The sequence below is a fragment of the Achromobacter sp. NPDC058515 genome, from assembly GCF_042721735.1.
Taxonomy (GTDB): Bacteria; Pseudomonadota; Gammaproteobacteria; order Burkholderiales; family Burkholderiaceae_B; genus Achromobacter.
The window spans coordinates 156,174-177,192 of the sequence record NZ_JBHXNI010000012.1 but is presented as its reverse complement, the minus strand read 5'-3'; the positions used below and the strand labels follow the sequence as shown (position 1 = coordinate 177,192).

Sequence of the window (21,019 nt, the reverse complement as noted above, 5' to 3'; positions counted from 1 at the left end):
ATTGTTGCAGCTGCTCCACCCGCAGTACCCCCGAGAAATACAGGTGGCACAAGGTTTGCTTATTTATGCACGGCATCCGCCGCGCACAAGCGGCCGCCTGTCAGACCCTTTCCAGCCCGGAGGCTCGCAGTGAAATCGAAAAAATGGTTCTCCCTCAGCATCGGCGCATTGGTCCTTGCGGCCGCGCTGCCCGCCACCCAAGCCCTGGCCCAGACCAAGGGCGGCACGCTGAACATGATCGTTCAGCCCGAACCGCCCGTGATCGTCACGGCCATCAACCAGCAAGGCCCGACGCAGTTCGTCGCGGGCAAGATCTACGAAAGCCTGCTGACCTACTCGACCGACCTCAAGCCGCAGCCCGGCCTGGCCAAGTCCTGGGAAGCTGCCGCGGACGGCCTGACCTACACCTTCCATTTGCAGGACAACGTCAAGTGGCATGACGGCAAGCCCTTCACCTCCGAAGACGTGGTGTTCTCGCTGGCGGACATGCTGCCCAAGACCCATGCGCGCGCCCGCGTCATCCTGAACAAGTTTGTCGACTCGGTGCAGGCGCCCGACGCCAAGACAGTGGTCATCAAGCTGAAGTCGCCGTTCCCGGCCTTCATGCTGATGTTCGAACCCGGCTTTGCGCCCATGATGCCCAAGCATATCTACGCCGGCACCGACTACATGACCAACCCGGCCAACCAGAAGCCGGTCGGCACCGGGCCCTTCATGTTCAAGGAATGGAAGCGCGGCGAGTACATCAAGCTCACGCGCAACCCCGACTACTGGAAGCCGGGCATGCCGTACCTGGACGAACTGGTGTTCAACGTGATCCCCGACTCGGCCTCGCGCGCCGTGGCGTTCGAGCGCGGCAGCGTGGACGTGCTGCGCGGCGGCGACGTGGACAACGTCGACATCAAGCGCCTGCGCGCCCTGCCCAAGGTGGAGTACACCACCGCAGGCTGGGAGATGTTCTCGCCGCAGGCCTACCTGATCTTCAACATGCGCAAGCCGCCCTTCGACAACCTGAAGGTGCGCCAGGCCGTCATGGCGGCCATGAACCGCAACATGGTGGTCAACAACATCTTCTTCGGCCTGGGCAAGGTGTCGACCAGCCCCTTCGTGACCACCGAGATGTTCTACGACAAGAACATGCCGGCCATGCCGTTCGACATGAAGAAGGCGCGCGCGCTGATCAAGGAATCGGGCGTCAAGCCCGAGGACTACACGATCCGCCAGCTGAGCTTTCCCTATGGCTCCACCTGGGACCGCCTGGGCGAATACACCAAGCAGGCGCTGGAACAGCTGGGCTTCAAGGTCAACCTGGAATCCACCGACGCGGGCGGCTGGGCCAGCCGCACCGGCAACTGGGACTTCGACCTGACGACCAACTTCACCTACCAGTACGGCGACCCCGCGCTGGGCGTGCAGCGGCTGTATATCTCGTCGAACATCGTCAAGGGCTCGCCTTTCGCCAACGTGCAGGGCTATAGCAACCCCGAGACCGACAAGCAGTGGGAAGCCGCCGCGTCCGAAGTGGATCCGGCCAAGCGCCAGGAGCTGTACACCAAGCTGCAGACGACCCTGGTCAACGACGTGGCCAACGGGTTCCTGGTGGACATGGAGTTCCCCACGCTGTATCGCGCCAACGTGAAGAACCTGGTCAAGACCGCCATCGGCCTGAACGAGTCTTTCGACGACGTCTACATCGAGAAGTAAGCGCCGCAAGACGCCGCCGCGGATGTTCCCGCGGCGGCTGATCCTGGCCGCGCGACGGACATGCTTGCGTCGTCCGCGCCCGTCCTGAGAGGACCCAGAGCATGAAATTCCTGTCTTTCCTCCTTTCCCGCGTCGGCAAGGCCCTGGTGGTCGTGCTGGGCGTGGTGATCATCAATTTCTTTCTGATCCGCCTGGCGCCCGGCGACCCCGCCGCCGTGCTGGCGGGCCAGGCGGGCGCGGGCGACGCCGCCTACGTGGAACAGCTGCGCGTGGCCTTCGGCCTGGACAAGCCCATCCTGACGCAGCTGATGCTGTACCTGAAGGGCGTGGTCCAGCTGGACCTGGGCTTTTCCTACCGCAACCATGTCCCCGTGCTGGACCTGATCGTGGAGCGCCTGCCGGCCACGTTCCTGCTGATGTCCTGCGCCTTCGTGTTTTCCATCGTGCTGGGCGTCTTCCTGGGCGTCGTGGCCGCCAAGGCGCGCTACCGCAACAAGCGCCGCTGGATCGACAGCTCGGTCATGACGGGCGCCTTGCTGCTTTACGCCACACCGCTCTTCTGGCTGTCGCTGATGGGCATCCTGCTGTTCTCGGTGGTGCTGGGGTGGCTGCCCGCCTTCGGCATGGAAACCGTAGGCGCGGCGCTGACCGGCTGGGCGCGCGCGGGCGATATCGCCCAGCACCTGATCCTGCCCACCGTCACCCTGGGCTGCTTCTTCATGGCCGTGTACGTGCGGCTGACGCGCGCGTCGATGCTGGAAGTGATCGGGATGGACTTCGTGAAGACGGCTCGCGCCAAGGGCGTGAGCCCCGGCCGCGTGATCCGCGCCCACGTGCTGCGCAATGCGCTGCTGCCCGTCATCACGTTCGCCGGCATCCAGCTTGGCCAGATGGCCGGCGGCGCGGTGCTGACGGAAACCGTCTTTGCCTGGCCGGGCATCGGCCGGCTGATGTTCGACGCCCTGCTGCAGCGCGACTACCAGTTGCTGCTGGGGATCTTCCTGGTCACCTCGATCATGGTGGTGGTCTTCAACCTGCTCACCGACGTGCTGTACCGCCTGATCGATCCGCGCATCGGCGCGGGCGCGCAGCAAGGAGCCTCCGCATGAAGTCATTCGCACAGCGCTACATGCGCAACTACGGGGCGGTGGCCGGCCTGGCCATCATGCTGATCGTGGTCGTCGTGGCCCTGGCCGCCCCGCTGCTGTACGAAGAATCCCCTTGGATGATGGTGGCCGATCCGCTGATCCCGCCCTTCACCAACGCCGACTACCCCTTCGGCACCGACATGCTGGGCCGCGACATCACGGCCGGCCTGGTCTGGGGCGCGCGGGTGTCGCTGATGGTGGGCCTGCTGTCCACCGCCGTGGCGCTGCTGTTCGGCATCCTGGTCGGCTCGGTGGCGGGCTATTGCGGCGGCCGGGTCGACGACGCGCTGATGCGCTTCACCGAGTTCTTCCAGACCATCCCGCAGCTGGCCATGGCCGTGGTGCTGGTCGCCATCCTTAGCCCCTCGGTGTATTCGATCATGGGCGCGATTGCCGTTGTGTCCTGGCCGCCGGCGGCGCGCCTGGTGCGGTCGGAATTCATGACGCTCAAGCAGCGCGAGTTCGTGCAGGCGGCCATCGTCATCGGCCAGACGCCGGCCCGCATCGTCGGCACGCAGATCCTGCCCAACGCCATGTCGCCCATCATCGTGTCGGCCTCCTTCATGGTGGCGACCGCCATCCTGACGGAATCGTCCCTGTCCTTCCTGGGGCTGGGCGACCGCAACCTGATGAGCTGGGGCTTCATGATCGGCGCGGCGCGCACCATGATCCGCGAAGCCTGGTGGATGAGCGTGTGGCCGGGCGTGGCCATTCTGCTGACCGTGCTGGCCATCAACCTGATCGGCGAAGGCCTGAACGACGCCCTCAACCCGCAACTGCGCAAGCGCGGCGAATAGGAGGCCGACATGAAAGACACCCCGCCCCTGCTATCCATTCAGAACCTCAGCATCGCGCTGCCCAAGGGAGGCGACCGGCCCTACGCGGTTCAGGACGTGTCGTACGACATCCGCGCAGGCGAGATCCTGTGCATCGTGGGCGAATCCGGCTCCGGCAAGTCCATGAGCGCGAACGCCATCATGGGCCTGCTGCCCGACTACCTGACGCCGCAGCAAGGCCGCATACTCTTTCGCGGCCTGGACCTGCTCCAGCAGGACGAGCCCACCCTGCAGGCCATGCGCGGCAAGGACATGGCGATGATCTTCCAGGAGCCGCTGTCGGCCCTGAATCCGCTGATGACGGTGGGCGAGCAGATCAGCGAAGTCATGCGCGTGCACAACGCCTATCCCGGCGCCGACCGCATGAAGCGCACGCTCGAGCTGCTGGCCTTCGTCGGGCTGCCCGACCCGGCCACGCTCTACCACGTCTACCCCTTCCGCCTGTCGGGCGGCCAGCGCCAGCGCGTGATGATCGCGATGGCGCTGGCGCTGGAGCCCGCGCTGCTGATCGCCGACGAGCCCACCACCGCGCTGGACGTCACCACCCAGGCGCAGATCCTGGCGCTGATCGCCCGCATCCAGAAAGAGAAAGGCATGGGCGTGATGTTCGTCACGCACGACTTCGGCGTGGTGGCGGAAATCGCCCACCGCGTCGCCGTCATGGAGAAAGGCATCCTGGTGGAACAAGGTCCGGCGGACGAGGTGCTCAACCGCCCCCGCCATCCCTATACCCAGCGCCTGATCGCGGCGGTGCCGCATCGCCGGGGAGAGGAGCGAGTCGCCGCCGGGGACGACCGGCCGGTCCTGGAAGTGAAGGACCTGAAGAAGACCTACGTGATCGGGCATGGCTGGCTCGGCGGCAAGCGCGAGGTGCATGCGGTGGACGGCGTGAGCTTTTCCGTGCGCCGCGGCGAGACGCTGGGCATCGTGGGCGAATCCGGCTCGGGCAAGTCCACCATCGGCAAATGCCTGCTCAAGCTGGTGGGCATCAATGGCGGCCAGCTGCTATTTAACGGCCAGGACATCGCCACCCTGTCCGAATCGCGCTTCCGCCCCATGCGCCACGACATCCAGATGATCTTCCAGGATCCGTTCGCGTCGCTCAATCCCCGGCACACCGTGGGCCGCATCATCAGCGACGGCCCCGTGGCCAATGGCGTTGCCCGCGCCCAGGCCGAGGCGCGCGTGCGCGAATTGCTGTCGCTGGTGGGGCTGGACCCGTCCGCCTTCGACCGCTATCCCAACCAGTTCTCCGGCGGGCAGCGCCAGCGCATCGGCATCGCCCGCGCGCTGGCGCTCGAGCCCAAGGTGCTGGTGGCCGACGAATCGGTGTCGGCGCTGGACGTTTCGGTGCAGGCGCAGGTGCTGCAATTGCTGCATGATCTGCAGCAGCGCCTGAAGATCGCGCTGGTGTTCATCACCCACGACCTGCGCGTGGCGGCGCAGATCTGCAATTCGGTGCTGGTCATGCACCGGGGCAAGGTGGTCGAGTACGGCTCGCCCGCGCAGATCTTCGACAATCCCCAGCATGCCTATACGCGGCAGCTGATCGCCGCCGTGCCGGGCCAGCACTGGGACCCGACCAAGGCGCAAGCAGCCTGAACCGCGCCGTCCCCCATCATCGAACCAAGGAGAGAACCGCATGCAACGCCCCGCCGCCATCCCTACCGTGCAGATCGACAATGACATGGTCACCGTCACCGAGTGGCGCTTTCCGCCCGGCGGGGAAACGGGCTGGCACCGCCACGGCATGAACTACGTGGTAGTGCCGCAAACCACCGGCCCCCTGCTGCTTGATACCCCCGACGGCGAGGTGACCAGCCAGCTCACCACCGGCGTGGCCTACTACCGCCCGGTCGGCGTCGAGCACAATGTCATCAACCCGAGCGACACCGAATTCGTGTTCGTCGAGATCGAGCTCAAACGCGCATAGCCCAGCGAGGACATCCATGAAGGCGTTTTTCTCGGAAGAACAGTTGCTGCATTCCCCGCAGCAATTCATGCGGCTGGGACGCATCAGCGCCCCCACCGACCTGCCCTCGCGCGCGGAAAGCCTGCAGGGGGCCCTGGCCGCCAGAGGCATCAAGGTGGAAGCGCCCGCCGACTATGGCCGCAAGCCGCTGGAGCACATCCACAGCCAGGACTACCTGGACTATCTGGAGACCGCCTATGCGCGCTGGCAGGCCATGAAGGCGCCCGGCGTGGATCCCGGCCCGGAAGTGCTGCCCAATCTTTCGCCCTACTACAACGGCCGGGTCGAACTGGCCGGCCGCGGGCCCTGCCCGTCGCCTTCGATCGTGGCGCAGACCGGCTACTACCTGAGCGACCTGTCCTGCCCGATCGGGCCGCAGACCTGGCGCTCGGCGCTGCGGTCCACCCACAGCGCCGTCGCCGCCGCGGACCATGTCGCCGGCACGCAGGGCCTGGCCTATGCGCTGTGCCGGCCTTCCGGCCATCATGCGCATCGCGACCGGGCCGGCGGCTTCTGCTACCTGAACAGCAGCGCCGCCGCGGCGAGCCGGCTGCTGCAGACGTGGTCCAGGGTCGCGGTGCTGGACGTGGACGCGCATCACGGCGACGGCACGCAGAACATCTTCTATCAGCGCGCGGACGTGATGACCGTGTCGCTGCACGCCGACCCCAGCGGCTATTACCCCTTCTACACGGGGTACGCGCACGAGCGGGGACATGGCGCGGGCGAAGGCTGCAACCTGAACCTGCCGCTGCCCCACGGGTCCGGCAACGACGCCTTCCTGCAGGCGCTGGACACGGCCCTGGCCGCGCTGACCGCCTATGCGCCCCAGGCGCTTGTGCTGGCCCTGGGCTTTGACACCTACAAGGACGATCCCATCAGCGTGCTGAGGCTGGACATCGGCGCCTACCGCGACATCGGCGCGCGCATCGCCAGCCTGGGCGTCCCCACTGTGGTGGTGCAGGAGGGCGGCTATATGGTCCAGGCGATCGGACCGGCGCTCGACGCGTTCCTTCAAGGCGTGGGCCATGCCGGCGCCTGAAGGAAACCCCGCCCCATGAGCGCCGTGCCCGCCTCGCTGCCCGCCCAGTCCGCCACGCGCCAGGCGGGCATCCTGCTGTTTTTCGCGGCGCTGGTGGCCTTTGCCACCTTCGATGCCGGGGCCAAGCAGATGCTGGAACGCTACCCGGCGCCCTTCCTGAACGTCATGCGCTATCTGGCGGTGGTGACGCTGGCGGTGGCGATGCTGTGGCGCCACGGCCGCGGCCTGCGGCTGCGGGACGCGCCGGAAAAACCCCTGCTGGTGCTGCGCGGCGTCATGCTGGCCACGGTGGCCACCTGCTTCATGACAGCGCTGATCTGGATGCCCTTGTCCGAGGCCACGGCGATCTACTTCACGGCCCCGCTGATCATGGTGGCGCTGTCTCCGTGGATGCTGGGCGAGCGCGTGCGCCCCGCGCAATGGGCGGCGGTGGCGACCGGCTTTGCCGGCATGCTGCTGATCGTGCGGCCGGGTTCCGACCTGCCGGGGCTGGGCACGCTGCTGATGGCCGTGTCGGCCGTCAGCTACGCGATCTTCCAGGTGCTGACGCGCAAGCTGTCGGGCAAGGTGCCCGGTCCGGTCCAGTATGCGTACACGGCCTTCATCTGCCTGATCGTCACCGCCCTGCCGGCTCCGTTCTTTCTGCCGGATCCGTGGCCCGGCCTGGCCGATACCGTCATCATCATCAGCCTGGGCGCCTGCAGCGGCCTGGCGCAGATCCTGCTGATCGCCGCCTTCCAGCGCGTATCCGCCGCTACCCTGGCGCCCTTGAACTACTTCCAGCTGCTGCTGGCCGTGGGCTTCAGCACCTTCTGGTTCCAGCGCCCGCCCGACGCGCTGGCGCTGGCGGGCATCGGCCTGATCATGGCGTCGGGCGTATTCCTGGCGCTGCGGCGCGCGGCGTGACGCCGGGCAAGGCGGCCGGCGCTCAGCTGGTTTCGCGCTGCACCAGGGTGAAACCCAGATCCACGTGGCGTTCGGCCACCGCGTCCCCCGCAAGATGCCGCATCAGCAACTCGGCGGCGGACAAGCCGATCTGGTAGCGGGGCGTCGCGATGGTGGACAGCGGCGGCGTGGTCCAGGCCGTGCCGGCCAGATCGTGGAAACCGATGATGGCCATCTGCCCGGGCACGTCCACGCCAGCGCGGCCGCACTGGAACACGGCGCCCTGGGCCAGGTCGTCGTTGCAGAAGAAAACCGCATCGCAATCGGGATGCCTGACGTGCAGATCCTCCATCAGGGACGCGCCCAGGCTGATCGACGATTTTTCCGGCGTCATGATCTCCAGCGCCTGGTCATACAGGCCCGCGTCGCGCAGCGCCTGGCGGCAGCCTTCGCAGCGGCGCAGCGAACGCGGGTCCAGCTGCGCCCCCACGATGCCGATGCGGCGGTAGCCGCGCTCCACCAGGTGACGGCCGGCGGCGTAGCCGGAATCGAATTGCGAAAAGCCGACGCTCATGTCCTCGCCGCCGTCCAGCGTCTCGATTGTGTGCACGGTGGGAATGGCCTGCGCGCGCAGCAGCGCCCAGACGCCCGGATTGTGATCGATGCCTGTCAGCACCAGTCCATCGGGCGCATGCTGCAAATACTTGCGCAACAGGGCCTCTTCCTCATCCGGCGAATAGCCGGTAACCCCGATCAGCATGTGATACCCGTGACGGTCCAGGACCTCCTTGATGCCAGTGATGATGTCCACGAACACCACGTTGCTCAGCGACGGAATCAGCACCACGATGGTCTGCGAGCGCGCGGAGGCCAGCGCGCTGGCGGCATGGTTGGGCACATAGCCCAGTTCCTGGCATACCCGCGCGATGCGCAGGCGCAGTTCCTGCCCCACCTTGTCCGGCGTGCGCAGGGCGCGCGATACCGTGATCGCGCTGACGCCCACGCGGCGCGCGACCTCCTGCATGGTGACGCGCCCGGCGCGCGAGCTTCGGGGTTTACGGACGGACATTGGCCCTCGCGATCGAGTGGGAAGCGCGTAGTCTGACGCAAAAAACGGGGGGTTGCCAAACCCAAAATGTTAGCGCTAACATCTTCGGCAGCATAAGCCCTAAAAAAATTCCGGGAAACGGATAGGAGACAAACATGCAAGCTTCCCCATCGGGGCGGCCCGGCCATTCGCGGCCCGGCCATTCGCGGCTGGCCCGCGCCGCCGACTGGTGCTTTGCGCTGCAGACCTGGCTGATGGTCGTCTGCCTGGTCGTCATGGTCGTGCTGCTGTTCGGCAACGTGGCGCTGCGCTACCTGTTCAATTCCGGCATCAACGCATCCGATGAAGTGTCCCGGCTCGCGTTCGTCTGGATGATCTTCCTGGGGTCGGTGATCGCAATGCGCGAGCACCAGCACATCGGCGTCACCATGATGGTGGAACGCTTCGGCCCGGCCGCCCGCCGGGTGTCGCACATCTTCTGCCAGCTGTTGATCCTGTGGGTGTTGTGGCTGATGGCCGAAGGCAGCTGGGTCCAGACCGTCATCGGGCTGGACACCGTGCTGCCCGTGACCGCCATGTCCCTGGCCGTGTTCAACGCGGCCGGACTCTACGCCGCGATCGCCATGGGCATCCTGACGCTCATCGACCTGGTCCGCGTTCTCGCGGGCGGCCCGTTGCCGGCGGAATCCAGCCCCGAAGACCCCCTGGTCTGAACCGGCCCCGCCCCCACCTCCTCCACCCGCCCGGACACCCGCGATGATCCTGACCGTTTTCCTGCTCGTGCTGCTGGGGCTGATCGCCCTGGGCATGCCGATCGCGTTTGCGCTGCTCATCAGCGCAATCGTCATGATGTTCCAGCTGGACTTCTACGACACCCAGCTGCTGGCGCAGAACATGCTGTCGGGCGCCAACAGTTTCACGCTGATGGCGGTGCCGCTGTTCATGCTGGCCGGCGAACTGATGAACGCCGGCGGCATTTCGCGGCGCATCGTCCACCTGGCCAACACCTTCGTGGGCCATATCCAGGGCGGTCTGGGCTATGTGGCCATCTTCGCCAGCGTGCTGCTGGCCTCCCTGTCCGGCTCCGCCGTGGCCGATGCCGCCGCGCTGGGTTCGCTGCTGATCCCCATGCTGCGCGACAAGGGCTACGACGCCGGCCAGGCCTCGGGGCTGATCGCGGCGGGCGGCATCATCGCCCCCATCATTCCGCCGTCGATCTCGTTCATCATCTTCGGGGTCGCCACCAACGTATCGATCACCAAGCTTTTCTTCGCGGGCATCGCGCCGGGCCTGATGATGGGGCTGACGCTGGTCGCCGTGTGGGCCTGGGTGGCCCGCAAGCACGGCAGCATCGCGCCGTCGCCGCGCGAGCCCTGGCGCAACCGGCTGAAGGCGCTGCGCGGCTCGCTCTGGGCCCTGATGCTGCCCGTCATCATCATCGGCGGCCTGCGCGGCGGCATCTTCACCCCCACCGAGGCGGCCGTCGTCGCCGCCGTCTATGCGCTGCTGGTCAGCCTGTTCGTCTACCGCGAGATCGGCCTGCGCGACCTGGCGCCGCTCTTCATCAACGCCGCGCGCACCACCGCCGTCGTCATGTTCCTGGTGGCGGCCGCCATGGTCTCGTCCTACATGATCACGCTTGCCGACATGCCGCAGGACCTGATCGCGCTGCTCGAGCCGGTGATGGACCAGCCCAAGATGCTGATGTTCGCGCTGCTGATCCTGCTGACGCTGGTGGGAACGGTCATGGACCTGACGCCCACCATCCTGATCCTGGGGCCCGTGCTCATGCCTGTCGTCACGAAGGCCGGCATCGACCCGGTGTACTTCGGCGTCATGTTCGTCATGGTCGGCAGCGTCGGGCTGCTGACGCCCCCCGTGGGCACGGTGCTCAACGTGGTTTGCGGCGTGGCCCGCATCAATATGGAAACCATCTGCAGAGGGGTGTGGCGCTATGTCGTTGCCTACACGCTGCTGCTGGTCCTGCTGGTGATCTTTCCCGAACTGATCACCGTACCCGCACGCTGGATGCACTAGCGGCACTAAACCCCCAAGGAGAACACCATGATCAAGCACTTCAAGACCCGCATACTTGTCCTGGCGACGGTGCTGTCCTGCGCCGTCGCCGGCGTGGCCGCGGCCGCGGACGTCAAGCCGCGCATGATCCGTTTCGGCTACGGCCTGAACGAAGAAAGCGTCCAGGGCCGCGCGGCCCGCTTCCTGGCCCAGGAACTGGAGAAAGTCAGCGGCGGCAAGCTCAAGATGAGAACCTTCGGATCGGCCAACCTGGGGTCCGACGAACAGATGCAGAGCGCGCTGGTCGGCGGCGCGCAGGAAATGATGGTCGGCTCCACCGCGCCGCTGGCCGGCATGGTCAAGGAATTCGGCGTGTTCGACCTGCCCTTCCTCTTTAACAGCGAAAAAGAGGCCGACGCCGTGCTGGATGGACAGCTTGGCCAGGACCTGCTGAAGAAGCTGGAAGCCAAGGGGCTGGTCGGCCTGGTCTATTGGGAAAACGGCTTTCGCAACATGACCAACTCCAAGCGCCCGATCACGCGCGCCGAAGACCTGCAGGGCATCAAGCTGCGCGTCATGCAGAACCAGATCGCGCTGGGCGTCTTCAACACCCTGGGCGCCAATGCCGTCCCCATGCCGTTCTCCGAACTCTTCACCGCGCTGGAAACGCGCACCGTGGACGGCCAGGAGAACCCCATCACCACTATCCAGAGCAGCAAGTTCTACGAAGTGCAGCCCTACCTGACCATCACGCGCCACGTCTATACGCCGTGGGTGGTGCTGGCCTCCAAGAAGTGGTGGGACACCCTGTCGCCCGAGGAACAGAAGCTGATCCGCCAGGCGGCGGCCGCGTCGCGGGACTTCGAACGGCAGGACAGCCGCGCCGATTCCAAGAAGGCCATGGGCACGCTTGAGCAGAACGGCATGAAGATCAACACCGTGTCCCCCGAGGAAGTCGCCCGCATGCGGCAGAAGGTCCAGCCCGTCGTGGACAAGTACACGCAGGAGCTTGGCCCCGAACTGGTGAAGCAGCTCAACGACGAAATCCAGAAGGCGCGCAATTAGCCCTGGCGGCCCGGACCCGCTCCGGGCCGGTAAGCAACCGACGCAAGCGAGACAGCCATGTCCCAGATACCTCCCCGCAAACTGCGCAGCCAGAAATGGTTCGACGACCCCTCGCACGCCGACATGACGGCGATCTACGTCGAGCGCTATCTCAACTACGGCCTGACGCGGCAGGAGCTGCAGTCGGGGCGGCCTATCATCGGCATCGCCCAGACCGGCAGCGACCTGGCGCCCTGCAACCGCCATCACCTGGCGCTGGCCGAACGCATCAAGGCGGGCATCCGGGACGCGGGCGGCATACCGATGGAATTCCCGGTGCATCCGCTGGCCGAACAGGGCCGGCGGCCCACCGCCGCGCTGGACCGCAACCTTGCCTATCTGGGACTGGTGGAAATCCTGCACGGCTATCCGCTGGACGGCGTGGTCCTGACCACCGGCTGCGACAAGACCACCCCCGCCTGCCTGATGGCCGCGGCCACCGTGGACATCCCGGCCATCGTCCTGTCCGGCGGGCCGATGCTGGACGGCTGGCATGAGGGCCAGCGCGTGGGGTCGGGCACCGTCATCTGGCACGCGCGCAACCTGATGGCCGCCGGCAAGCTGGATTACGAAGGCTTCATGACCCTGGCCACCGCGTCGTCGCCCTCGATCGGCCACTGCAACACCATGGGCACGGCCCTGTCGATGAATTCGCTGGCCGAAGCGCTGGGCATGTCGCTGCCGACCTGCGCCAGCATCCCCGCGCCCTACCGCGAGCGCGGCCAGATGGCCTATGCCACCGGCATGCGCATCTGCGACATGGTGCGCGAAGACCTGCGCCCCTCCCATATCCTGACCCGGCAGGCGTTCGAGAACGCCATCGTCGTGGCCTCGGCGCTGGGCGCTTCCAGCAACTGTCCGCCCCACCTGATCGCCATGGCCCGCCACGCCGGCATCGACCTGAGCCTGGACGACTGGCAGCGGCTGGGGGAAGACGTGCCCCTGCTGGTCAATTGTGTGCCGGCGGGCGAATACCTGGGCGAAGGCTTTCACCGCGCGGGCGGCGTCCCGGCCGTGCTGCATGAACTGCTGGCGGCCGGCCGGCTGCACCCCGATTGCCCGACGGTATCCGGCAAGACCATCGGCGACATCGCCGCCGCCTCCAAGACCCACAACATGGACGTGATCCGCAGCTGCGATGCGCCGCTCAAGCACCGCGCCGGCTTCATCGTGCTGTCGGGCAACTTCTTCGACAGCGCCATCATCAAGATGTCGGTCGTGGGAGAGGCATTCCGCCGCGCCTATCTGTCCGAGCCCGGCTCCGAAAACGCCTTTGAAGCGCGCGCAATCGTGTTCGAAGGCCCCGAGGACTATCACGCGCGCATCGAAGACCCTGCCCTCAACATCGACGAGCACTGCATTCTCGTGATCCGGGGCGCCGGCACCGTGGGCTATCCCGGCAGCGCCGAGGTGGTCAACATGGCGCCCCCCTCCCACCTGATCAAGCGCGGCATCGACTCCCTGCCCTGCCTGGGCGATGGCCGCCAGAGCGGCACGTCGGCCAGCCCGTCGATCCTGAACATGTCGCCAGAAGCCGCGGTGGGAGGCGGCTTGGCGCTGCTGCGCACCGGCGACAAGATCCGCGTCGACCTGAACCAGCGGTCGGTCATCGCGCTGGTGGACGAAGCTGAAATGGAAAGGCGCAGGCAGGATCCTCCCTATGAGGCGCCGGCCTCGCAGACGCCCTGGCAGGAGCTGTACCGGCAACTGGTCGGCCAGTTGTCGACCGGCGGCTGCCTGGAGCCGGCAACGCTGTACCTGAGGGTGGTGGAAACTCGCGGGGATCCGCGGCATTCGCATTGAGCGCCGCTGATGGCGGCGCGGCGGCCTACTCGCTGGAAGATCCCTCGCCCGGATCCCCGGATGCCGCAGGAGGACGCGGGCTCGGACGGCTGAGGACGTAGGCCGCGCTGGCCAGAAAGAAGACGCCCACGCCGATGCTCAGCGGCAACGAGGGATGCGCGCTCCAGAAAAATATCAGGTAGCCCACGGTCATCCCCGCGCAGGCATAGGCCTTGCCCTTGCGCGACACCGCCCCCTGCTCGCGCCAGGCGCGCAGCGAGGGACCGTAGGTCGGGCTGTCGAGCAGCCATTTCTCCAGCCGCGGCGAAGAGCGGGAAAAGCAGGCCGCCGCCAGGATCAGAAAAATCGTCGTCGGCATCACCGGCAGGAACGCGCCTATGACGCCCAATGCCAGCATCAGGCAACCCAGGCATAGCCAAAGTGCTCTCATCATGATGGTCAGCAGGATATCGCAAATGCCCGGTCAAGTCGGCGGCAGGCGATGACCCATGGGGCGGCTCAGGGGGACGCCGGCTCCGGCATCTTGGCGCGCAGCATCTCCACGAACTTCGAGCTGGGCGTGCCGCCGGCGGCGCGCGCCTTGAACACCATGGCCCAGGCCTCGCCGTATTGGCCCCGCCAATAGTAGGCGGTCGCCCAGGAGGCGTAGAGATAGCCCTTGTCCGGCTCGACGGCTTCGCCCTTGCGATACCACTCGTCCGAACGCGCCGTCGCCGCTACCCGCGCTTCGGGCGGCAAGGTCTTGTCTTCCGCCGCGCAACGCGCCGCAATCCGGCCGGCGTCGGCGTAGATGCCCTGAAACGACGGCGGGTTCAGGCTGACCGCCCGGTCCATCATGCTCATCGCCTGGCAAAACTTGCGCTGATCGTGCAAAACCGCCGCAAACCCTGCGTACACCTCGGGATTGTCGGGGTTCAGCAGCCACGCCTGATTGAAGCGCCGCATGGCCATGCCCAGCTGGTCGGCCCGATAGTAGCGGTAGCCCTGCTCCACCCAGGCCTGCGATGCCTTGACCGCGGAACCGAAGGCCGCAACGGCCTCGGCCGCCAGCTTTTCGTCGCTGGCCCTCAGTTGGGCTGCGGCGGACCGATCAACGCCGCCATACATCGGCGCCTCATCGGCCCGCGCCTGGGATGGCGCCGGCGCCTTGACGGCGCAGCCGGCCAGCCACAGCAGCTGGGTCAGGACAAGGGCCTTGAGGATTGCGTGCATGGGCGGCGTCTTTGAAATATGGGGAGACAAGGCCGGAATATACCGTAGCGCGAATTCTGCGCGTCGCCCATAAAAAGCCCGCCTGCCTGGGCGGGTCTGATCTGAAGGCGCGTTCGTCAAATCGCGACGTCCACCGCCGTGGTGTGATTCAGGGGCGCGACCACCGATACACCGCGGCGATCAGAGCCACTCCGGCATGTCATTGAGACGGGTCTGATTCCAAGCCCAGCCCCGCTCCATTAATCTGCAGCGATCAGAAACTCAGTGAATTTTCCCCGTGATCCGGTAACGAATGGAGCGTCGGTAAACAAATGAGAAACGTCATTCTGCTCGCTGGCCTGTGCACGCCGCTTCTGGCGCATGCGGTCGAAGATAATGACATTGCCACATGCGCCGCCATGTCCAGCACGGTAAGCCGGCTCGTCTGCTTCGACCAGCTCGCAGCCAGGAGCAATCTTGCCCCTGCCACCCGGAACACCACGGCTTCGGGATCAGGAAAGTGGAAAACATCCAGGAATGTGGACCCGCTTAATGACAGAGAGATCCACTACGCAATGCTGGTAGCGGACTCAGGCAGCGGAAAATACGGGGATCCCATCATGCTGGCGGCAAGATGCCGCGACAACAAAACCGAGCTGTATATAAACTGGAGCAGCTTTCTCGGATCAGACTCGATCAAGACCATTTATCGGGTCGACAAGGCGGAGGCTCAATCCGCCCACTGGAGCCTGTCGACCGACAAACAGGCAGCCTTCTTTCCCAAGTCGCCAGTTGCGCTGCTCAAGCAAATGGTGGAAAGCCAGACATTCGTAGCGAATCTGACTCCCTACAACGAAAGCCCCATCACGGCGACTTTCGACACCAGCGGGGCAGATGTCGCGCTTCGCGATATTCGCGCGGCGTGTAAATGGTAGCTGCGTGTAAATGGTAGCTGCGCGCGGCATGAAGAGCATCGCCGGTTAATGCAATGCCGGATTATCTCGGCGAGTGCGTGGCATCTCTTGGCGCCGTTTTTCGCCGCGTTGCACAGAGTTTTGCGCCGTTTTGCACATTTGGCGGCGCCCAAAGCAAAAAGCCGCGAAGTCTAAGACTTACGCGGCTTTTAAGGCGGTGCGAGGCACCACTTTGCAGGAATTTGGTAGGCGGTATTGGAATCGAACCAACGACCTCCACGATGTCAACGTGGCGCTCTAACCAGCTGAGCTAACCGCCTGCAAAGAAGAAGAATTATATAGTGCTTTTTTGAACTGTGCAAATCGTCTTGGAAGATTTTTTGCGTCATTCATTGCGTTCCGAAGTGTTTGCTGGCTTCGCTTTTAAAGCGCCGCCTAACGACTTCCGCACTCTGCAGTTTTCACTGCAATCACTATTCCTTCGCCTTCAATTTCGTGTCTGCGTCATGTGCCGCAGCAACGAAGAACGAGATTCTATCAGAACTTTTTATTCCTTGCTCGACCTCAACGCCGCTGCTCACATCGACCGCCCAGGGCCGGACCAACTGCACGGCCTGGCCCACATTTTCGGCGTTCAATCCGCCCGACAGGATCAAGGGGCGGGACATGGGATCCGCCCTGACTTCATCCAGCAAGGCGTAGTCGAAACCGTGTCCGCTGCCGCCATAGCCGGCGCTGTAGCTGTCGAACAGCCAGCCCGCGGCTTCGCCGTACGCGCGGCAGGCGGAAGCCAGGTTTTCAGCGGTTTCCAGGCCGGGCGCGCCGGCTCGGAAGGCGCGCAGGTAGCGGTGCCCGTAGCGCGCGCAGTCCAGCGGGGTCTCGTCGCCATGGAATTGCAGCAGCTCCGGGCCTACCTCATCCAGCACTGCCTGCACCTCTTCCTGCTCGGGATTCACGAACAGCGCGACGACGTCGACGAACGCCGGCACCCTGCGCCGCAGCTGCGCGGCGCGCGTCGGCGTCAGGCAACGCCTGCTCTTGGGATAGAAGACAAAACCGATCGCATCCACGCCGGCCGAGACGGCGGCGTCGATATCCTGCTCGCGGGTCAATCCGCAAATCTTGATGCGTGTACGCATGGCACTCTTCACTTATGTCGCCCAGCGCGACCTGATGAACCAGTATATCTGGCGCGCGCCCGCCTCTACCCGCCCGTCTGGCCCAGCGTGGCCACCAGATTGTCGTAGCTGCCCTCGGCCACGCGGAACCACGGAACCTGCTTGTCCCGGAACGCAGCCATGCTGTCGTAGAGCTTCTTGAACATCGGATCCTTGGCGCTCAGTTCCTTATAGGCGGCAAGGGACGCCTCGTGGCAGGCCTGCAGGATCGGCTTGGAAAAGGCCTTCAATTGCGCGCCGTGCGACACCAGGCGGCGCAGCGCGTCCGGATTGCCGGCGTCGTACTTGGCGATCATGTTGCTCGTGGCCATGCTGCAGGCCAGCGCCAGGACGGATTGATAGGACTTGGGCAGTTCGTCGTAGGCATCCTGGTTCACGTACAGCGACAGCTGCAAGGTGCCCGCCCACCACCCCGGAAAGTAATAGTTCCGCGCCACCTTGTAGAGCGCCAGGCGCTCGTCGTCATAGGGCCCGATCCAGGCGACGGCGTCCACGATGCCCTGTTCCAGCGCCGCGTACGTCTCGGCCGCAGGCACCTCGACGGGCGTGGCGCCCAGGCGCGACAGCACGTGGCGGGCAAAGCCGCCGGCCTTGACCTTGAGGCCGCGGAAATCATCCGCCGTCTTGACCTCGCCACGGAACCAGCCGCCCATCGGGGCGCCCGTGTAGCCGCAGGGCAAGTTCAGGATGTTGTATTTGTCGAACAGGACGCGCGTGAGCGCCAGGCCTTCGCCCTGGCTCATCCAGGCGTTCATCTGGCGGGTGTTCAGGCCAAAAGGCACGCCCGCGTCGAAGCACAGAGCGGGGTCGGTGTCGAAATAGCGGGTCGATACCGTATGGCCGCAATCGACGATGCGGTGCTGCACGGCTTCCAGCACCTGGCCGGGCTGCACCAGGTCGCCGGCGGGAAAGATCTCGATGCTGAAACGCCCGTCCGTCGCCTCGGCCACATAGCGCGCGACGTCTTCGGCGCCCGCAAACAGCGTGGGCGACTCATTCGGGAAACTGGATGCCAGCCGCCATCCAACGTTAGGGGCTTCCTGCGCGAAAACCGGGGCCGCCAACGCAGCGCCGCCCGCTGCGGCGCCCAAGGCGGTCTGCTTCAAAAACGCGCGGCGTTGCATGGCAAGGGCCTCCATGGGGCACGGAAAGGCGCCGCAGTCTGCGCGACGGCTTTCCTAATAGGATTGAGTAAATGGCGACAGCAACAAGGAACCGCCGTCGAGCTCTTCCAAGCCAAACGATTCGGGATAATCAATCGACGACAGGTACAGGCCGTCCGGCGAAAACGTGGGCGCGCCGAGCTTGCGGTCGCGCCACGACAGAAGCTGCGCCATCCAGTCCACCGACTCCCTGCCCTGCCCGATCTGCAATAGCGCGCCCATGATGTTGCGCACCATGTGATGCAGGAAGGCATTCGCTTTCAGCGTGAACACCAGGAACGGGCCGCGCTCCTCGATATCCAGGCGATGCATGTGGCGCACCGGATGCTTGGCCTGGCACTGCGAGGAACGGAAGCTGGAGAAGTCATGTTCGCCGACCAGGGCCTGCGCGGCCGCGCGCATGGCATCCACGTCCAGCGGCTGGAAACACCAGCCGGCCCGCCCCGCCCACAGCGCCGGACGCACCCGGCCGCGCCACAGCAAATATACATAGGTGCGCGCGCGGGCGGAAAAGCGCGCATGGAATTCGTCGGACACCTGCTGCGCCCATTGCACGGAGATGCTGGACGGCAGGAACGCGTTGACGCCCCGCACCCAGGACTCCATCCGCCGGTCCAGCGCCGTGTCCAGATGCACCACCTGCATCGCGCCATGCACGCCCGTATCGGTACGGCCGGCGCAAATCGTGGGCACCGGGCCCGCGACGCCACAAAAACTGCCCAAGGCGGACTCCAGCGTGTCCTGCACCGTTTGCCGATGCGGCTGTGTCTGCCAACCCTGCCAGGCGGAGCCGTCATACGCCAGCCCCAATGCAACTCTAGACATGCTTCAAACCCGTGGGCCGCCGACCCGGCGCGGTTCGTCCGTGGGCGGTTCGTCCAGGTCGAGATTGATGGTGTCGAGCTTGCGGTTCAGCGCCGCCGTGTCCAGCGCTGGCTCGTTGTAGGCGTAGGTTTCCTCGTCATCGTCCCCGCGCCGGGTGCCGGCCCTGCGCAGCAGCCAGGCGATGGCGAACGCGATCAGCGCCAGCACGGCGGTGACGATCACGAGCAAGTTGTCGGCAAGCCAGCTGGGCATGCCTGACGTGATGTTCTTGTCCGGCGGCGTGCCGGCGGCCTTGTCCGTCGCGGCGGGCGTGGAAGCGCCTGTCGCGCCTGACGTTCCGGCAGCACCCGGGGCGCCTGCCGTGCCTGGAGTGCCGGCTGCGCCCGGAGTACCCGCAGCACCAGGTGTACCTGTCGTACCCGGAGTGCCGGCAGCGCCCGGAGTGCCGGCAGCGCCCGAAGCGCCTGCAGCGCCCGGAGTGCCTGCTGTACCCGGCGTACCTGCCGCACCCGGAGTGCCTGCCGCGCCCGGAGTGCCTGCCGTACCCGGCGTACCTGCCGCGCCCGGCGTGCCTGCCGCGCCCGGCGTACCTGCCGCGCCCGGCGTACCTGCCGCGCCCGGCGTACCTGCCGCGCCCGGCGTGCCTGCTGCACCCGGCGTGCCTGCCGCGCCCGGCGTACCTGCCGCGCCCGAAGTGCCTGCAGCACCCGGAGTACCTGCCGCGCCCGAAGTGCCTGCTGCACCCGGCGTACCTGCCGCGCCCGAAGTGCCTGCTGTACCCGGCGTACCTGCCGCACCCGGAGCGCCTGCCGTACCCGGAGCACCTGCAGCCCCCGAAGTGCCCGGCGCTCCTGCGGCGCCCGGTGTGCCCGATCCGGCGGCGGCGCCTTGCTGGGCCACCGCCTTGTTCAATTCCTCGACATTGCTTTGGAGCTGGCTCACGCGCCCCTGCGCGTCCGCCAAGGCGCGCTCGCTGGAGGTCCGGGCGTCCGCCTGCGCATCGGCTTGCGCGGACGTGCCGTCCTGCGCCTGGCCGGCGGACAGGCGCACCCGGTCCTGCGGCGGCGACGCGGTGGCCACGCCGTTGCCGCCCGGCGGGGCGACTGTGCCCGATGCGGCGTCCTGGCCCTTGACCACCGACGGGTTCGCCCCCGCCGCCGCGCCGGCCCGGGCGCGGTACTTGGCATAGGCTTCGTTGTGTTCGTTGAAGATGCGGCGCGCTTCGGCCGGGTCCACGGCGCGCACGGTGGCCGCATCCGGTATCTTGAGCTTCTGCCCGGTGCGCACCAGATTCATGTTGTTCTGGATGAACGCTTCGGGATTTTCCCGCCACAGGGCCACCAGCATCTGATAGACCGATGCGTTGGGCACGGCGTTGCGCTGGGCAATGGCGAACAGGTAGTCGCCGGACTTCACGGTGACCGTTCCCGTCGTGCCTGCCCGGCGAGCGGGCGCGCCCACGGCGGACGGCGTCACGTCGGCGCCCGTGCCGCGCAGCGGCACCAGGATGCTGACCTGCACCTGCCGTTGTCCGGAGCTGGAACTGATGTCCAGCAACAGGTCCACCGCGCCGCTTGCGGGCGGCTGCGTGGAACGGATGCGCAGATTCTTGCGCGTGGCGTCCATGCCGTCTTCCACACGGACCACCATGCTGGCCAAGGGCGCGGGCGGCTTTACTCCGGCGCGCTGCCAGGCGGCTTCATCCGCCACGGAGACTTTCAGCGACGCGATCTCGTCCGCCGTCAGTTCCTGCAGGCCCACGACAGCCTGCAGCGGCGCGCCCGGCACGGAAACGACGCGCGAATGTCCCACGCGCATGGCCAGCGCCGAACCGCAAACGCTTGAGCCTATCGCCAGCGCAATTGCCCACTGCAGGGCTTTCAAACGGCGGGCATGCTTCACTTGGCGCGAACGCTGGGTCATAAGCTGGAATTCCGTTCTTGTAGTCGAATTACGGGCTAGAGCCGATTCACGCCAATTTCAGCGGGAACAGGCCTCAATTCACCCGAAAAGTGTAATGGATCAAGCGCATTTCACAAACCTGAAAGGGGCGTGGGCGTTGGCTGGCGGGCACATTCGCCAGCCAACCCCAGCGCTGCCTAAACGACAAAGGCACCCCAACGTGCCCATGCCAGACAGTTCCGCAAGATCGCGCGGCGAAGCACGCCGCCCGAAACGGCATAACGCTTC

Annotated in this window: 19 protein-coding genes and 1 tRNA gene; 12 read left to right on the top strand and 8 right to left on the bottom strand. The window is 66.1% G+C overall.

What is annotated here, in order from left to right; all coding sequences use genetic code 11:
- Window positions 1–129 precede the first annotated feature (129 nt).
- The 7 genes from ACFWP0_RS20750 to ACFWP0_RS20720 all read left to right on the top strand — a co-directional run bounded on the left by ACFWP0_RS20750 (window position 130) and on the right by ACFWP0_RS20720 (window position 7,608).
- The gene (locus ACFWP0_RS20750; RefSeq protein ID WP_377845185.1) at window positions 130–1,704 is read left to right on the top strand and encodes an ABC transporter substrate-binding protein; all 1,575 of its coding nucleotides are present in this window, start codon (window positions 130–132) and stop codon (window positions 1,702–1,704) included.
- 101 nt (window positions 1,705–1,805) lie between these two features.
- Window positions 1,806–2,813, top strand: coding sequence for an ABC transporter permease (locus tag ACFWP0_RS20745; RefSeq protein ID WP_377845184.1), 1,008 nt, complete (start codon window positions 1,806–1,808; stop codon window positions 2,811–2,813).
- Window positions 2,810–3,649 (top strand): ABC transporter permease, encoded by an 840-nt coding sequence (locus tag ACFWP0_RS20740; protein ID WP_377845182.1) that lies wholly within the window; start codon window positions 2,810–2,812, stop codon window positions 3,647–3,649. The genes ACFWP0_RS20745 and ACFWP0_RS20740 overlap by 4 nt, the downstream gene beginning before the upstream one ends.
- 9 nt (window positions 3,650–3,658) lie before the next feature.
- Window positions 3,659–5,290 (top strand): ABC transporter ATP-binding protein, encoded by a 1,632-nt coding sequence (locus ACFWP0_RS20735; RefSeq protein ID WP_377845180.1) that lies wholly within the window; start codon window positions 3,659–3,661, stop codon window positions 5,288–5,290.
- A 40-nt stretch (window positions 5,291–5,330) separates the two neighbouring features.
- Window positions 5,331–5,621 carry a cupin domain-containing protein gene (locus ACFWP0_RS20730; protein ID WP_377845178.1) on the top strand — a complete coding sequence of 97 codons (291 nt, stop codon included), beginning with the start codon at window positions 5,331–5,333 and terminating at the stop codon, window positions 5,619–5,621.
- Between the two features lie 16 nt (window positions 5,622–5,637).
- Window positions 5,638–6,702, top strand: a complete 1,065-nt coding sequence (locus tag ACFWP0_RS20725; RefSeq protein WP_377845177.1) for a histone deacetylase family protein — start codon at window positions 5,638–5,640, stop codon at window positions 6,700–6,702.
- A 15-nt stretch (window positions 6,703–6,717) separates the two neighbouring features.
- Window positions 6,718–7,608 (top strand): DMT family transporter, encoded by an 891-nt coding sequence (locus tag ACFWP0_RS20720; protein ID WP_377845175.1) that lies wholly within the window; start codon window positions 6,718–6,720, stop codon window positions 7,606–7,608.
- A 22-nt stretch (window positions 7,609–7,630) separates the two neighbouring features.
- On the opposite strand, the gene ACFWP0_RS20715 is transcribed toward ACFWP0_RS20720, so the two are convergent.
- Window positions 7,631–8,656 carry a LacI family DNA-binding transcriptional regulator gene (locus ACFWP0_RS20715; protein ID WP_377845174.1) on the bottom strand — a complete coding sequence of 342 codons (1,026 nt, stop codon included), beginning with the start codon at window positions 8,654–8,656 and terminating at the stop codon, window positions 7,631–7,633.
- Between the two features lie 134 nt (window positions 8,657–8,790).
- Between ACFWP0_RS20715 and ACFWP0_RS20710 the strand changes: the two genes are divergently transcribed.
- Genes ACFWP0_RS20710 through ACFWP0_RS20695 form a run of 4 tightly spaced genes read left to right on the top strand, consistent with a single transcriptional unit; the run spans window position 8,791 to window position 13,558 of the window.
- On the top strand, window positions 8,791–9,348 hold the full coding sequence (locus ACFWP0_RS20710) for a TRAP transporter small permease (RefSeq protein ID WP_377845172.1): 558 nt from the start codon (window positions 8,791–8,793) through the stop codon (window positions 9,346–9,348).
- Window positions 9,349–9,391: 43 nt separating this feature from the next.
- Window positions 9,392–10,672, top strand: a complete 1,281-nt coding sequence (locus ACFWP0_RS20705) for a TRAP transporter large permease (RefSeq protein ID WP_377845171.1) — start codon at window positions 9,392–9,394, stop codon at window positions 10,670–10,672.
- Between the two features lie 27 nt (window positions 10,673–10,699).
- On the top strand, window positions 10,700–11,716 hold the full coding sequence (locus tag ACFWP0_RS20700) for a TRAP transporter substrate-binding protein (protein WP_377845169.1): 1,017 nt from the start codon (window positions 10,700–10,702) through the stop codon (window positions 11,714–11,716).
- 57 nt (window positions 11,717–11,773) lie between these two features.
- Entirely contained in the window at window positions 11,774–13,558 is a 1,785-nt protein-coding gene (locus ACFWP0_RS20695; RefSeq protein WP_377845167.1) for an IlvD/Edd family dehydratase, read from the top strand.
- A 25-nt stretch (window positions 13,559–13,583) separates the two neighbouring features.
- Here the strand turns inward: ACFWP0_RS20695 and ACFWP0_RS20690 are convergent, their stop codons facing one another.
- Together ACFWP0_RS20690 and ACFWP0_RS20685 are read right to left on the bottom strand one after the other, a co-directional pair.
- Window positions 13,584–13,991, bottom strand: a complete 408-nt coding sequence (locus tag ACFWP0_RS20690) for a YbaN family protein (RefSeq protein WP_377845165.1) — start codon at window positions 13,989–13,991, stop codon at window positions 13,584–13,586.
- A gap of 65 nt (window positions 13,992–14,056) precedes the next feature.
- A complete protein-coding gene (locus ACFWP0_RS20685; RefSeq protein ID WP_377845163.1) occupies window positions 14,057–14,770 on the bottom strand; it encodes a hypothetical protein in 714 nt (237 codons plus the stop codon).
- A 311-nt stretch (window positions 14,771–15,081) separates the two neighbouring features.
- On the opposite strand from ACFWP0_RS20685, the gene ACFWP0_RS20680 reads away from it, so the two are divergent.
- Window positions 15,082–15,684 (top strand): type VI secretion system-associated protein TagO, encoded by a 603-nt coding sequence (locus tag ACFWP0_RS20680; protein ID WP_377845162.1) that lies wholly within the window; start codon window positions 15,082–15,084, stop codon window positions 15,682–15,684.
- Between the two features lie 222 nt (window positions 15,685–15,906).
- Here ACFWP0_RS20680 and ACFWP0_RS20675 read toward each other — a convergent pair.
- From ACFWP0_RS20675 to ACFWP0_RS20655, 5 genes are all read right to left on the bottom strand, one after another.
- A tRNA-Val gene (locus tag ACFWP0_RS20675) sits at window positions 15,907–15,983 on the bottom strand.
- A gap of 153 nt (window positions 15,984–16,136) precedes the next feature.
- Entirely contained in the window at window positions 16,137–16,802 is a 666-nt protein-coding gene (locus ACFWP0_RS20670) for a phosphoribosylanthranilate isomerase (RefSeq protein WP_377845160.1), read from the bottom strand.
- Between the two features lie 65 nt (window positions 16,803–16,867).
- Entirely contained in the window at window positions 16,868–17,965 is a 1,098-nt protein-coding gene (locus ACFWP0_RS20665) for a TRAP transporter substrate-binding protein (protein ID WP_377845158.1), read from the bottom strand.
- Between the two features lie 54 nt (window positions 17,966–18,019).
- On the bottom strand, window positions 18,020–18,829 hold the full coding sequence (gene truA, locus ACFWP0_RS20660; RefSeq protein WP_377845156.1) for a tRNA pseudouridine(38-40) synthase TruA: 810 nt from the start codon (window positions 18,827–18,829) through the stop codon (window positions 18,020–18,022).
- A gap of 3 nt (window positions 18,830–18,832) precedes the next feature.
- Window positions 18,833–20,752 (bottom strand): FimV family protein, encoded by a 1,920-nt coding sequence (locus ACFWP0_RS20655; RefSeq protein ID WP_377845155.1) that lies wholly within the window; start codon window positions 20,750–20,752, stop codon window positions 18,833–18,835.
- Window positions 20,753–21,019 lie beyond the last annotated feature (267 nt).

What these genes read in the sequence shown, in the direction of transcription:
- ACFWP0_RS20745 (WP_377845184.1), top strand. Translation starts at nt 1,806, where the DNA reads ATGAAATTCCTGTCTTTCCTCCTTTCCCGCGTCGGCAAGGCCCTGGTG.
- ACFWP0_RS20740 (WP_377845182.1), top strand. Translation starts at nt 2,810, where the DNA reads ATGAAGTCATTCGCACAGCGCTACATGCGCAACTACGGGGCGGTGGCC.
- ACFWP0_RS20735 (WP_377845180.1), top strand. Translation starts at nt 3,659, where the DNA reads ATGAAAGACACCCCGCCCCTGCTATCCATTCAGAACCTCAGCATCGCG.
- ACFWP0_RS20730 (WP_377845178.1), top strand. Translation starts at nt 5,331, where the DNA reads ATGCAACGCCCCGCCGCCATCCCTACCGTGCAGATCGACAATGACATG.
- ACFWP0_RS20725 (WP_377845177.1), top strand. Translation starts at nt 5,638, where the DNA reads ATGAAGGCGTTTTTCTCGGAAGAACAGTTGCTGCATTCCCCGCAGCAA.
- ACFWP0_RS20720 (WP_377845175.1), top strand. Translation starts at nt 6,718, where the DNA reads ATGAGCGCCGTGCCCGCCTCGCTGCCCGCCCAGTCCGCCACGCGCCAG.
- ACFWP0_RS20715 (WP_377845174.1), bottom strand. Translation starts at nt 8,656, where the DNA reads ATGTCCGTCCGTAAACCCCGAAGCTCGCGCGCCGGGCGCGTCACCATG.
- ACFWP0_RS20710 (WP_377845172.1), top strand. Translation starts at nt 8,791, where the DNA reads ATGCAAGCTTCCCCATCGGGGCGGCCCGGCCATTCGCGGCCCGGCCAT.
- ACFWP0_RS20705 (WP_377845171.1), top strand. Translation starts at nt 9,392, where the DNA reads ATGATCCTGACCGTTTTCCTGCTCGTGCTGCTGGGGCTGATCGCCCTG.
- ACFWP0_RS20700 (WP_377845169.1), top strand. Translation starts at nt 10,700, where the DNA reads ATGATCAAGCACTTCAAGACCCGCATACTTGTCCTGGCGACGGTGCTG.
- ACFWP0_RS20695 (WP_377845167.1), top strand. Translation starts at nt 11,774, where the DNA reads ATGTCCCAGATACCTCCCCGCAAACTGCGCAGCCAGAAATGGTTCGAC.
- ACFWP0_RS20690 (WP_377845165.1), bottom strand. Translation starts at nt 13,991, where the DNA reads ATGATGAGAGCACTTTGGCTATGCCTGGGTTGCCTGATGCTGGCATTG.
- ACFWP0_RS20685 (WP_377845163.1), bottom strand. Translation starts at nt 14,770, where the DNA reads ATGCACGCAATCCTCAAGGCCCTTGTCCTGACCCAGCTGCTGTGGCTG.
- ACFWP0_RS20680 (WP_377845162.1), top strand. Translation starts at nt 15,082, where the DNA reads ATGAGAAACGTCATTCTGCTCGCTGGCCTGTGCACGCCGCTTCTGGCG.
- ACFWP0_RS20670 (WP_377845160.1), bottom strand. Translation starts at nt 16,802, where the DNA reads ATGCGTACACGCATCAAGATTTGCGGATTGACCCGCGAGCAGGATATC.
- ACFWP0_RS20665 (WP_377845158.1), bottom strand. Translation starts at nt 17,965, where the DNA reads ATGCAACGCCGCGCGTTTTTGAAGCAGACCGCCTTGGGCGCCGCAGCG.
- truA (WP_377845156.1), bottom strand. Translation starts at nt 18,829, where the DNA reads ATGTCTAGAGTTGCATTGGGGCTGGCGTATGACGGCTCCGCCTGGCAG.
- ACFWP0_RS20655 (WP_377845155.1), bottom strand. Translation starts at nt 20,752, where the DNA reads ATGACCCAGCGTTCGCGCCAAGTGAAGCATGCCCGCCGTTTGAAAGCC.